This is a genomic window from Bacillus cereus ATCC 14579 (assembly GCF_000007825.1).
In the GTDB taxonomy this organism is placed as follows: domain Bacteria; phylum Bacillota; class Bacilli; order Bacillales; family Bacillaceae_G; genus Bacillus_A; species Bacillus_A cereus.
The window spans coordinates 3,946,713-3,959,740 of record NC_004722.1 but is presented as its reverse complement, the minus strand read 5'-3'; the positions used below and the strand labels follow the sequence as shown (position 1 = coordinate 3,959,740).

Below are 13,028 nucleotides of genomic sequence, written 5' to 3'. Positions count from 1 at the left end.
TGTATTATATTTAAAAAGACATAAAACATAAGGAAAGTTTGTGCTGGACAATTGTATTTTCTGAATGAAAGCATTCGGGTAAATTAAGGATGAAAAGCTTATTGAAATAAGGTGTATGGAAGCTAAGGAAAGAGGGAGAAAGTTGCAAATTGATGATTTTCAAATGATGGTTGTGTTAGCTCAGGAATCAAATATGAGAAAAGCGGCGGAACGTTTATTTGTTTCCCAACCTGCGCTGAGTCAACGATTACAATCTATGGAGAAACAATGGGGAATGAAGTTTTTTATTCGCTCACAAAAAGGATTGACAATTACACCTGAAGGGGAAAAAGTTGCAAATTATGCCAAAGAAATGTTGCAAAGGGAAGAAGATATAAAAAGTGAGCTGGCTGTTTTCAGAACGGAAACTCATGGAACGTTAAAAATAGCTGTTGCATCAGTTATTGGTCAATATTGGCTCCCTCCTGTTTTGAAAAAGTTTGTGCATAAATATCCTTCTGTAAAGATATCGCTGTTTACTGGATGGAGTAGTGAAGTGCAAAAGCAGTTTTATGAAGGAGACGTGCATGTTGCTATACTGAGGGGAACACAAGAATATAAAGGTCAGAAGCAACAATTATTTGAAGATGAACTGTATTTAGTTGATAAAGAAATAAAAGATATTTCGATGTTAAAAGAAACAAATAGGCCGTTCATTCAATTTAAAAGTGACTCGACTTATTATGGACAAATACAAAATTGGTGGTATGGTTTATTTTCTAATCCGCCTAAGCGAACGATTGTAGTTGACCAAATTGAAACATGTAAACAACTTGTTTTAAATGGTATAGGTTATGCCCTTTTACCTTCTACTGTTTTAAAGGAAGTACAGGAAAATATGTATAAAACACCTGTTCAACTGACGAGAGAAACATGGTTGTTAACAAGTGACTCGGCAAGGCAGTTGAAGCAAGTACAAGCATTTTTAGAAATTATAGAAGAAATTCAAAGGGGAAAATAAGATTATTATCTTGCTACTCGCTCTTTCGTTTGGTAGAGTAACATTATAAATGGATTTAGGAGGCAACAAGAATGAAAATGATGGACGCTAACGAAATTATTTCGTTTATTCAAAAAAGTGAAAAGAAAACTCCTGTAAAGGTATACATAAAAGGGGATTTAAAAGAAGTAACATTCCCTGAAACAGTACAAGCATTTGTGAATAAAAAATCAGGTGTATTATTCGGAGAATGGTCTGAAATTAAGACAATTCTTGATGAGAATAATAAGCACATCGTTGACTACGTTGTAGAAAACGATCGTCGTAATTCTGCAATCCCAATGCTTGATTTAAAAGGTATTAAAGCTCGCATCGAGCCAGGTGCTATTATTCGTGACCATGTTGAAATTGGTGACAACGCTGTAATTATGATGAATGCAACAATTAACATTGGTGCTGTAATTGGTGAAGGTTCTATGATCGACATGAACGCAGTACTTGGTGGACGTGCAACAGTCGGTAAAAACTGTCACGTAGGTGCAGGTGCTGTACTTGCAGGTGTTATTGAGCCACCTTCTGCAAAACCAGTTATCGTTGAAGATGATGTAGTAATCGGTGCAAATGTAGTTGTTTTAGAGGGTGTTACAGTAGGTAAAGGTGCAGTTGTAGCAGCGGGAGCTGTTGTAACAGAAGATGTGCCTCCATACACAGTTGTTGCAGGTACTCCAGCACGTGTAATTAAAGAAATTGATGAGAAGACAAAAGCAAAAACAGAAATTAAACAAGAGCTTCGTCAATTAAACCCAGAGAAATAAAAAGTAAAAAAAGCGTAAGAGCGTAAATGGGCTCTTACGCTTTTTATAGATAGAGGTGCAAAAATGACAGTAAGCAAATTTGTCCAAATTCGTAGAGATCTACATAGAATTCCAGAAATCGGATTTAAGGAATGGAAAACACAACAGTATATTTTAGATTATATAGGAACACTTTCTCATGAATTTGTGGAAGTGAAGACATGGAAAACGGGTGTAATCGTTAAAGTAAATGGAAAAAATCCCGAAAAAATAATAGGTTATCGTGCAGATATAGACGGTTTACCAATTACAGAGGAAACTGGATACGAGTTTGCTTCTATTCATGAAGGAATGATGCATGCATGTGGCCATGATGTACATACAACAATCGGTTTAGGCCTTCTAACGAAAGCTGTGAGCGAAAGAATAGATGATGACCTTGTATTTCTATTCCAGCCAGCAGAAGAAGGACCAGGCGGTGCTCTTCCTATGTTAGAAAGTGAAGAGTTAAAAGAATGGAAACCGAATATAATTCTTGGTCTTCATATTGCACCAGAATACGCTGTGGGGACAATTGCAACGAAAGAAGGACTGTTATTTGCCAATACTTCAGAATTATATATTGATTTAAAAGGGAAAGGTGGCCATGCTGCCTATCCACATACTGCAAATGACATGATTGTTGCAGCGAGTCATCTTGTTACACAGCTTCAATCCGTTATTAGTCGCAATGTAAATCCTCTTGATAGTGCAGTAATTACAATCGGGAAAATTACTGGTGGTACGGTTCAAAATATTATTGCAGAAAAATCTCGTTTAGAAGGAACGATTCGAACATTATCAGTGGAATCAATGAAGCGTGTAAAAAGCAGAATTGAGTCAATTGTTGCAGGCATCGAAGCTTCTTTCCAGTGTGAGGTGATTATAGATTACGGAGCAATGTATCATCAAGTATATAACCATGAAGAGTTAACGAGAGAGTTTATGGAATTTGTACATAAACAAACTGATATGAATGTTATTACATGTACTGAGGCAATGACGGGTGAAGATTTTGGTTATATGCTTCGAGAAATCCCTGGATTTATGTTTTGGCTTGGAGTAAATTCAGAATATGGTTTACATCATGCAAAATTAAAACCAGACGAAGAAGTGATTGAAAAGGCAATTACATTTTTAAGCCAATATGTAAAGTGGAAAGGGAATAGAAAATAAAACTTCCACTTTCTTGAAGGTTCCAAAAAACTTTTTGTTCTGAGGTGTAAGTAACGCTCGTATAGATTGATTTTAGACATTGACATACAAATGGAAGAATTAAAGTTAATTGTACTGTTTTAATAATGAGCAGGGGGTTTAGCCACTGCTCATTATTAATTATTTGACTAACTTATATATGTTTACTTTTAGTATGAAAAGTGTGTAAAATCAATGTGAAACATAGAAAAAAGGGTGGGGAATTACGTGCAAATTAGCAGTGCGATTTTATGTTTCGTCTTATATGCGTATGTTATTATTGCGGCGGTTTATTTTGGGATAAGTTTTTATGCCTATCGTCTAGTAGATAATAATGAATATGACGAAACATACAAATGGGTGAAGAGATATTTATCACCTGTACTAGAAATTATGAATGGGTTTGTGCTCTTTTTATTTATTGGATTAATTGCTTTCTCAACGAGTTTAGTAGGGAATAAAACTACGTTATTTGTATTGGGTATCATTATTTTTATGTTGTTAGGAATAAGGATTGGTAATACGGTCTTTTGGAATGAAAGAAAAGTAGATGGTTGGACGGGAATGTTAATTCCGTGCATGTTAGCTGCAATCGTGACAAATATAGAGCATGAATATTATCAATTACATTTTTGGCTTATTATCGTTTTAACAATTCTTTCTGTTTTGTATATAAGCACAGTAGTACTAACATATATTGCACATGAAAAAGGAGATGTTAAAGGCACTCGTTTCTTTAGAGGACGGGCATTATTTTGGAGTGTGCCGACGATGGTAGTTATCGCGCTTATTGCGATATTAGTAAATGGATATCAATTTTCTAATTGGCAACTATTTTTAGAAAATTGGTGGATCTTTATCTTTTCGTTTATTGCTTTTTTAGGTGCAACGCATTATTTATTCCATCAACATCATTACATATGGGCGTTGTTATTTGCATTCACACAGCTTCTATTTGCCTTTTTTGGTCAAGAAACATTATTATTCGTTTTTGAAACATTTAGTTCTTTTGGAAATATATTTGTATTTGCTATGCTACTTGTTGGTATCGCTTTTTACTTGCAACAATATTTTTATATACAAAAACAAAAATAAGAGCTAATTACAGTTTTTGTGACGCATATAAAGTGTGTTACACTGAAAATAAATAGTACTTGAAGTTATTGGAGGAATTCCCGTGGGTGAGAAAGAAAAAGAATTTGCTGTCATTGGACTTGGTCGCTTTGGTGGAAGTATTTGCCGAGAACTAGCTCAATTAGGAATGGAAGTAATGGCAATCGATTCAGATGAGGATAAAATTAATGAATTTGCAAATATAGCTTCGCATGCTGTAATTGCAGATTCAACAGATGAGATGGTATTAAAAAGCCTTGGTATTCGAAATTTTGATCACGTAGTCGTTGCTATTGGAGATAATTTAAATTCAAGTATTTTAACGACTTTGATTTTGAAAGAGTTGGGTGTAAAAAATATTACTGTAAAAGCTCAAAATGATTATCATGAAAAAGTATTAAGTAAAATAGGTGCAGATCATATTGTGCATCCAGAACGTGATATGGGAAAAAGGATTGCTAATAATATTGCATCAAGCAATGTGCTAGACTACCTTGAGCTTTCAGATGAGCATAGTATTGTAGAGATTATTGCGAATAAAAAAATTGATGGGCACTCTTTAATTGAATTAGATATTCGTGCGAAGTTTGGATTGAATATTGTAGCAATTAAACGAGGCAAAGAAGTTATCGTATCCCCTCGAGCTACGGAGAATATTCAAGCAGGAGATATATTAATTGTCATTGGTCATGACGATGAAGTGGATCGATTTAAACACTTTTTAAGATAAGAGAAAAGAAAAGGACAATGCCTTCATGGCATTGTCCTTTTTCTTATATTTCCATAATGATTGGTAAAATCATTGGACGACGTTTCGTTTTCTCATATAGGAATGGAGCTAATGTGTCTGTAATTTCATTTTTAATTTCAGACCATTGTGTTGTTTTACGCTCCATTACTTTTTCTAAATGAGTTGTAATTAATGTTTGTGCATCATTGATTAAATCGCTACTTTCACGCATGTAAACGAAACCGCGTGAGATGATATCAGGTCCTGCTGCAACTTTAAATTCTTTCATATCAATGCTTACAACTACAATTACAAGTCCTTCTTCAGAAAGGATACGACGATCGCGTAATACGATATTGCCAATATCTCCAATACCGTTTCCATCAATGTAGACCGAACCAGATGGGATTTTTCCAGCTACGCTAGCTTCATCCGAACGTAAAGCAAGAACATCGCCATTATCCATAATGAAGCAATTTTCTTCAGGGATGCCACAATCATTTGCTATGTTCATGTGCATACGCTGCATACGATATTCACCATGAATTGGCATGAAGTACTTCGGTTTAATTAGACGTAACATTAACTTTTGTTCTTCTTGTCCACCGTGTCCACTTGTATGGATATTTGAAAGTTTCCCATGAATTACATCAGCGCCAGCGCGGTACAACATGTTAATTGTACGACTTACGCTAATTGTATTTCCTGGAATTGGTGAAGAAGAGAAAACAACTGTATCTCCAGGAATAATTTGAATTTGGCGGTGTGTACCGTTTGCAATACGTGAAAGTGCTGCCATCGGTTCACCTTGACTACCTGTACATAAAATAACAACTTTATTAGCTGGTAAGCGGTTTAGTTGAGATGCATCTATGAATGTATCTTTCGGGCAACGAATATAACCAAGGTTTTGTCCAATTTCAATCGCTGCTTCCATACTTCGACCAAACACAGCTACTTTACGGTTGTTTTCAACAGCAGCTTCAACAACTTGTTGTAAGCGGTGAATATTTGATGCAAAGGTTGCAAATATAATCCGTCCTTCTACTTTACGGAAAATGTCTTGAATGCTATCACCAACGCGACGCTCAGACATAGTAAAGTTTGGAACTTCACTGTTCGTACTATCAGATAATAGACATAGTACGCCATCTTTACCGATTTCAGCCATTTTTGTTAAATCAGCTGGTTCACCAACTGGTGTGAAGTCAAATTTGAAGTCACCTGTATGAACAACTTGACCTTGAGGTGTTTTCACAACAACGCCGTACGAATCTGGAATACTGTGAGTTGTACGGAAGAAGGATACAGACGTTTTTTTGAATTTAATAACGTCATCTTCTTGAATCTCGTAAAGTTTTGCTTTACGAAGTAAGCCGTGTTCTTCTAATTTGTTTTTGATGAGTGCAATTGCTAATTTTCCGCCGTAAATTGGAATGTTCACTTGACGTAATAGGTAAGGGATTCCGCCGATATGATCTTCGTGACCATGTGGAAGGAATAACCCTTTAATTTTATCTTCGTTTCGCACAAAATAAGTGTAGTCTGGTATTACATAATCGATTCCGAGAAGTTCGTCCTCTGGAAATTTAATTCCAGCATCAATTATAATAATTTCATCTTGAAATTGAACAGCGTATGTATTTTTACCGATTTCACCAAGCCCACCGAGAGCAAATACAGCAACTTGGTCGTTTTTTAGAAATTTCATATCGCTATACGATTTCCGCTAATGTTAAATCAGCGTTTTCTTTTTCATATTCAAGATGAGCGCCAGTAACAGACTGAACAAACTCGATATTATATGCGAACTTATTTAATTTTGTACGAACATCCTTTTCAGACGTAGCCTCTAAATATAAAACTTTTGTATTTTCACGTACTGGAACCTCAGTTAATTTTTCTTGATAAAATACTTTAAAAATCATTTGGAAAACCTCTCCTTGTCTATGTTTTGCATTATCTGTTACTTATTATAAAGCAAACAGTCACGATTTTCATGTTTTTTCGAATGAGAATGAAGAAAAAGCCCGAAATGGGCACAATTTAAGCGACTGTCTTTTTACGGACTAGACCATTTAAATAACGCTTGAGCTTTTTCTTCAGCTTCTTCAGCATGATTACTCCTTCCTTTCCTTATTTTAAACATGCCTATTACTAGTGAAAACTCTATCTCTGATATAAGAGATAGGACAAAAGTGAATGGTGAATCTTGTCCTTTCCCATACAGTGAAAGTTATTCTATAGTAACGATCAGTAGCCGTTAGTTATAGGTATAGTATGAGGAAGAATGGAAAAGAAAATTCATACGAACAAGTATCTACATGTTTTACTAATATATATATGCAAAGTTTACAAATAAGGTCAGAAAGGGAACGCTTTCTTCACAGATGTTTAATATGTTATACTTTTTTTTAGAATTTGAAAAGTGATATTCAAAATAGGAATATAGAGTGCCAGAAAGGATTTTGACAAATGAATGATAAAATTGTCTTTTTTGATATTGATGGAACATTATTAGATCATGATAAAAAAATTCCGCAATCTACACGAGATGCAGTAAAACAGTTACAAGAAAAAGGTGTACATGTAGCAATTGCGACAGGGCGCGCGCCATTTATGTTCGAAGATATTCGTAAGGAACTTGATATACATAATTATGTTAGTTTTAATGGACAATATGTTGTCTTTGAAGATGAGGTAATATTTAATAATCCGTTACATCCAGATGCTTTACATAAGTTTACTCAGTTTGCAAAACAAGAAGGATATCCACTTGTATATCTTGACCATCAAGATATGAGAGCATCAGTGGAATATCATGATTATGTGAAAGAAGGCTTTGGAAGCTTAAACTTTGAGCATCCAGCATATGAGCCTAATTTTTATGAGGAACGTAATATTTATCAAACACTACTTTTTTGTGAAGTAAATGAAGAGGAAAAGTTTATTAATCATTATCCAGATTTTCATTTTATTCGTTGGCATGCATATTCAATGGATATCATTCCGAATGGTGGTTCTAAGGCAAAAGGAATTGAGAAATACATTGAAAAGTTAGGTTTTAATCGTGATCAAGTGTATGCATTTGGAGATGGCTTAAATGATTTAGAAATGATCGAAGCCGTTGGCACAGGTATTGTGATGGGAAATGGCCATGAAGACTTGAAAAAACTTGCAAATCATGTGACAAAGGATGTTAATGAAGACGGTATATATCATGGACTAAAGTGGGCTGGATTGCTATAAGTGAATATGGAACCCATTTCATAATAAAAAGGCGGAAGATTAACTTCCGCCTTTTTATTATTATCGCTCTAGAGGTTTGGAATCATCAGGAGCGGCAAAAGGATTTTCTTTATTGATATGGTCATAGAACATAACGCCATTTAAATGGTCAATCTCGTGCTGAAATACGATTGCTGGTAAACCTTTTAAACGTAATTTTACTTCTTCTCCGTTAATAGAAGTTGCTTTTACTGTAATTCTTGTATAACGAGGAACATAACCAGGTACTTCGCGGTCTACAGATAGACAGCCTTCACCACCCTGTAAATATGTACGTTCAACAGAATGGCTAATGATTTTTGGATTGAATAATGCATGGCTATATAATGTACCATCCGCATCGGTTACATGAACTGCAATCATTTTTTTTGAAACACCGATTTGCGGAGCCGCTAATCCGATTCCAGGGCGTAAACTATATTTTTCAGCCATTTCAGGATCTTGGCTATTTATTACGAATTCAATCATTTCTTTTAAGGTAGTTGTATCTTCTTCGCTTGCCGGTAAGGACACCTCTTCTGCAACGTTGCGCAAAATAGGATCTCCTTCGCGAATAACATCTTTCATTGTAAGCATATGTAATCTCTCCTTTCCTCTTTAGTCTACCAAAGGAGATGGAAAAAGTCATCGGCAAGAAAGGGAAGGCATTTTGAAAATCGTTCTATTATAGAGTAGTTATGTATGTGATAAACAGAAAAAGACGGCAAAGCCGTCTTTTTCTTTCCATAGTTGTTTCGTTTTACAATTAGCGAATGCAAGCAGCACCAACGATAATTAAAAGAATAAACAACACAACGATTAAGGCGAAGCCGCGTCCAGACCCGCCACAAGAACCGCCATAACCGTAGGAAGGATATGAACAAGTTGGATAGCAATATGAGTATCCGTACATGAGATGACCTCCTTTATCATTTCCCGCTAATACTGCGGTTACTATAATGTATGGAAGAGAGGGTAGAAATGTATAGGTATTTACCTAAAAAAGGAAGAGTAGTTTGTATATTTTTGTTACGAAGAGAGAAAAACTAAAGAGAATTAAATCGTTTACATATTATTCTAAGAGAAAAAATAAGTGAAAAAGGGAATAATATAACAGTAGGTCAATGCTTACTAATACAGATGTAAAAAATAAAAACACGTTTGTGTAGTAGAAACCTGCATATTATTTATAAAAAAACGTATTCAAAGTAATTGACATCGTAATTAGAATAGTTGTAAACTAAAAAACGTGATCAAGATTGTATTAATATGTTTCTGAAAAAACATTAGTACAGATTGTTAGGTACACAAAATTATTCTCAACCGACATACAAACATGTTGGTTTACATCGTTGCGCTTTTTAAACTGGAAAATAGCCAGTGAAAGCGTTTCAGAATATGGTTCAAGAGAGGAAGAGGTGAACGGAATGGGTACTAAAACAAAAAAGACCCTATTTAATGTTGATGAGCAAATGAAAGCTATCGCAGCTCAATTTGAAACATTACAAATTTTAAATGAAAACGGTGAAGTTGTGAATGAAGCAGCTATGCCTGAATTATCTGATGATCAATTAAAAGAATTAATGCGTCGTATGGTGTATACTCGCGTATTAGATCAACGTTCTATTTCTTTAAACCGTCAAGGACGTTTAGGTTTCTACGCACCTACAGCTGGACAAGAAGCTTCTCAATTAGCAAGTCATTTCGCACTTGAAGCAGAAGACTTCATCTTACCAGGATACCGTGATGTACCACAATTAGTATGGCACGGATTACCATTATACCAAGCATTCTTATTCTCTCGTGGACACTTCATGGGTAACCAAATGCCTGAGAATGTAAATGCATTAGCTCCACAGATCATTATCGGTGCGCAAATCATCCAAACTGCTGGTGTTGCGTTAGGTATGAAACTACGTGGTAAAAAATCTGTTGCAATTACTTACACTGGTGACGGTGGTGCTTCACAAGGTGACTTCTACGAAGGTATGAACTTTGCAGGTGCATTCAAAGCTCCAGCAATCTTCGTTGTTCAAAACAACCGTTATGCAATCTCTACTCCAGTAGAAAAGCAATCTGCAGCTAAAACTGTAGCACAAAAAGCAGTAGCAGCAGGTATTTACGGAATTCAAGTAGACGGTATGGATCCATTAGCTGTATACGCAGCAACTGCTTTCGCTCGTGAGCGCGCAGTAAATGGCGAAGGCCCTACTTTAATCGAGACTTTAACATTCCGTTACGGTCCACATACAATGGCTGGTGATGACCCAACTCGTTACCGTACAAAAGATATCGAAAACGAATGGGAACAAAAAGACCCAATCGTACGCTTCCGTAAGTTCTTAGAAGCTAAAGGCCTATGGTCTCAAGAAGTTGAAGAGACAGTAATCGAAGAAGCAAAAGAAGATATCAAACAAGCAATTGCTAAGGCTGACCAAGCTCCAAAACAAAAAGTAACTGATTTAATGGAAATCATGTACGAAAAAATGCCTTACAACTTAGCTGAACAATATGAAATCTACAAAGAAAAGGAGTCGAAGTAAGCCATGGCTCAAATGACAATGATTCAAGCAATCACTGATGCTTTACGCGTTGAAATGAAAAATGACCCTAACGTACTTGTATTTGGTGAAGACGTTGGTGTAAACGGCGGTGTATTCCGTGCTACTGAAGGTTTACAAGCTGAATTTGGTGAAGATCGTGTAATGGATACTCCACTTGCAGAGTCTGGTATTGGTGGACTTGCAGTTGGTCTTGCACTTGAAGGATTCCGTCCAGTTCCAGAAATCCAATTCTTCGGTTTCGTTTATGAAGTAATGGATTCAATTTCTGGTCAATTAGCTCGTATGCGTTACCGTTCTGGTGGACGTTGGACTGCTCCAGTAACAGTTCGTTCTCCATTCGGTGGTGGTGTTCATACTCCTGAACTTCATGCTGATAGCTTAGAAGGATTAGTGGCTCAACAACCTGGTCTAAAAGTTGTTATTCCATCTACTCCATACGATGCTAAAGGTCTTTTAATCTCTGCGATTCGTGACAACGATCCAGTTATCTACTTAGAGCATATGAAATTGTACCGTTCATTCCGTCAAGAGGTACCAGAAGGTGATTACACAATTGATTTAGGTAAAGCTGATATCAAACGTGAAGGTACAGATGTATCTGTTATCGCTTACGGTGCTATGGTTCACGCTGCATTAAAAGCTGCTGAAGAACTTGAAAAAGAAGGTATCTCTTTAGAGGTTGTTGACTTACGTACAGTTCAACCATTAGATATCGAAACAATCATCGCTTCTGTTGAAAAAACAGGTCGCGTAGTTGTAGTTCAAGAAGCTCAAAAACAAGCTGGTATTGCAGCTAACGTTGTAGCGGAAATTAACGACCGTGCAATCTTAAACTTAGAAGCTCCAGTTGTACGTGTTGCAGCTGCTGATACAGTATTCCCATTCTCTCAAGCAGAGAGCGTATGGTTACCAAACCACAAAGATATTGTTGAAGCTGTAAACAAAGTAATGAACTTCTAATTTTTAGCTTTTCATGTGCAAAAGAAATCAGCACATGCTGGTTTCTTTTGTACATATTCCATAATAATGAAATGAATCAGGGGGCTGAATTCCGTGGCATTTGAATTTAAACTACCAGATATCGGTGAAGGTATCCACGAAAGTGAAATCGTAAAATGGTTTATTAAACCAGGCGATGAAGTAAACGAAGACGATGTACTTCTTGAAGTACAAAATGATAAAGCAGTAGTAGAAATCCCTTCTCCTGTTAAAGGTAAAGTACTTGAAGTACTTGTAGAAGAAGGAACAGTTGCAATCGTAGGAGATACATTAATTAAATTTGATGCTCCTGGATACGAAAACCTTAAATTTAAAGGTGACGATCATGATGAAGCTCCAAAAGCTGAAGAAGCAGCAGTAGAAGCTCCAGCAGCGGAAGCTACTCCAGCAGCAACTGCAGAAGTAGTAAATGAGCGCGTAATCGCTATGCCATCTGTTCGTAAATACGCTCGTGAAAAAGGTGTAGACATTCATAAAGTAGCTGGTACTGGTAAGAATGGCCGTATCGTAAAAGCTGACATCGATGCATTTGCAAATGGTGGACAAACTGTAGCAGCAACTGAGGCTCCAGCAGCAGTAGAAGCTACTCCAGCAGCAGCGAAAGAAGAAGCACCAAAAGCACAACCAATCCCAGCTGGTGAATATCCAGAAACTCGTGAGAAAATGAGTGGTATCCGTAAAGCGATTGCGAAAGCAATGGTTAACTCTAAACACACAGCTCCTCACGTAACATTAATGGACGAAGTAGATGTAACAGAACTTGTTGCTCACCGTAAGAAGTTCAAAGCAGTAGCAGCTGACAAAGGTATTAAATTAACTTACCTTCCGTACGTTGTTAAAGCTTTAACATCTGCATTACGTGAATACCCAATGTTAAACACTTCTTTAGACGATGCATCTCAAGAAGTAGTTCATAAACATTACTTCAATATCGGTATCGCAGCTGATACAGACAAAGGTCTATTAGTACCAGTTGTTAAAGATACAGATCGTAAGTCTATCTTCACAATCTCTAACGAGATCAATGATCTTGCTGGTAAAGCACGTGAAGGTCGTCTAGCTCCAGCTGAAATGAAAGGTGCTTCTTGCACAATTACAAACATTGGTTCTGCAGGTGGACAATGGTTCACTCCAGTTATCAACCACCCAGAAGTAGCAATCCTTGGTATCGGCCGTATCGCTGAAAAACCAGTTGTGAAAAACGGTGAGATCGTTGCAGCTCCAGTATTAGCATTATCTCTAAGCTTTGACCATCGTTTAATTGACGGTGCAACTGCTCAAAAAGCGTTAAACCAAATTAAACGTCTATTGAATGACCCACAATTATTAGTAATGGAGGCGTAATAACA

At 36.5% G+C, this 13,028-nt stretch carries 13 protein-coding genes; 9 read left to right on the top strand and 4 right to left on the bottom strand.

Going from position 1 to position 13,028, the window contains the following annotated elements; all coding sequences use genetic code 11:
* Positions 1-115 precede the first annotated feature (115 nt).
* The 5 genes from BC_RS19865 (at position 116) to BC_RS19845 (ending at position 4,849) form a co-directional block, all read left to right on the top strand.
* Complete coding sequence (locus tag BC_RS19865; RefSeq protein WP_002026259.1) at positions 116-1,000, top strand: LysR family transcriptional regulator; 885 nt, start codon at positions 116-118, stop codon at positions 998-1,000.
* 71 nt (positions 1,001-1,071) lie between these two features.
* Positions 1,072-1,794 (top strand): 2,3,4,5-tetrahydropyridine-2,6-dicarboxylate N-acetyltransferase, encoded by a 723-nt coding sequence (dapD, locus tag BC_RS19860; protein WP_000783241.1) that lies wholly within the window; start codon positions 1,072-1,074, stop codon positions 1,792-1,794.
* Positions 1,795-1,857: 63 nt separating this feature from the next.
* Complete coding sequence (locus BC_RS19855; protein WP_000218674.1) at positions 1,858-2,988, top strand: N-acetyldiaminopimelate deacetylase; 1,131 nt, start codon at positions 1,858-1,860, stop codon at positions 2,986-2,988.
* A gap of 246 nt (positions 2,989-3,234) precedes the next feature.
* Complete coding sequence (locus tag BC_RS19850) at positions 3,235-4,101, top strand: cytochrome c oxidase assembly protein (RefSeq protein WP_001167324.1); 867 nt, start codon at positions 3,235-3,237, stop codon at positions 4,099-4,101.
* 82 nt (positions 4,102-4,183) lie between these two features.
* Positions 4,184-4,849 (top strand): potassium channel family protein, encoded by a 666-nt coding sequence (locus BC_RS19845; protein ID WP_000504032.1) that lies wholly within the window; start codon positions 4,184-4,186, stop codon positions 4,847-4,849.
* A 43-nt stretch (positions 4,850-4,892) separates the two neighbouring features.
* Here the strand turns inward: BC_RS19845 and rnjA are convergent, their stop codons facing one another.
* Together rnjA and BC_RS19835 are read right to left on the bottom strand one after the other, a co-directional pair.
* Positions 4,893-6,560, bottom strand: a complete 1,668-nt coding sequence (gene rnjA / locus BC_RS19840; RefSeq protein WP_000670379.1) for a ribonuclease J1 — start codon at positions 6,558-6,560, stop codon at positions 4,893-4,895.
* Between the two features lie 4 nt (positions 6,561-6,564).
* Positions 6,565-6,777 carry a DNA-dependent RNA polymerase subunit epsilon gene (locus BC_RS19835; protein ID WP_000576435.1) on the bottom strand — a complete coding sequence of 71 codons (213 nt, stop codon included), beginning with the start codon at positions 6,775-6,777 and terminating at the stop codon, positions 6,565-6,567.
* A gap of 547 nt (positions 6,778-7,324) precedes the next feature.
* Here BC_RS19835 and BC_RS19830 point away from each other — a divergent pair.
* Positions 7,325-8,098 (top strand): Cof-type HAD-IIB family hydrolase, encoded by a 774-nt coding sequence (locus BC_RS19830; RefSeq protein ID WP_000998268.1) that lies wholly within the window; start codon positions 7,325-7,327, stop codon positions 8,096-8,098.
* A 60-nt stretch (positions 8,099-8,158) separates the two neighbouring features.
* Here BC_RS19830 and def read toward each other — a convergent pair whose 3' ends face one another.
* Both def and BC_RS19820 read right to left on the bottom strand, forming a co-directional pair.
* Positions 8,159-8,713, bottom strand: a complete 555-nt coding sequence (gene def / locus BC_RS19825) for a peptide deformylase (RefSeq protein WP_000957048.1) — start codon at positions 8,711-8,713, stop codon at positions 8,159-8,161.
* A 169-nt stretch (positions 8,714-8,882) separates the two neighbouring features.
* A complete protein-coding gene (locus BC_RS19820; RefSeq protein ID WP_000274562.1) occupies positions 8,883-9,029 on the bottom strand; it encodes a YjcZ family sporulation protein in 147 nt (48 codons plus the stop codon).
* Positions 9,030-9,543: 514 nt separating this feature from the next.
* On the opposite strand from BC_RS19820, the gene pdhA reads away from it, so the two are divergent.
* From pdhA to pdhC, 3 genes are all read left to right on the top strand, one after another.
* Positions 9,544-10,659 (top strand): pyruvate dehydrogenase E1 component subunit alpha, encoded by a 1,116-nt coding sequence (gene pdhA, locus BC_RS19815; protein WP_000536895.1) that lies wholly within the window; start codon positions 9,544-9,546, stop codon positions 10,657-10,659.
* A gap of 3 nt (positions 10,660-10,662) precedes the next feature.
* Positions 10,663-11,640: a pyruvate dehydrogenase complex E1 component subunit beta gene (gene pdhB / locus BC_RS19810; protein WP_000068168.1), complete on the top strand. Its 978-nt coding sequence runs from the start codon at positions 10,663-10,665 to the stop codon at positions 11,638-11,640.
* Between the two features lie 93 nt (positions 11,641-11,733).
* Entirely contained in the window at positions 11,734-13,023 is a 1,290-nt protein-coding gene (pdhC, locus tag BC_RS19805; RefSeq protein ID WP_000863430.1) for a pyruvate dehydrogenase complex dihydrolipoyllysine-residue acetyltransferase, read from the top strand.
* The last annotated feature ends 5 nt before the right edge of the window (positions 13,024-13,028 follow it).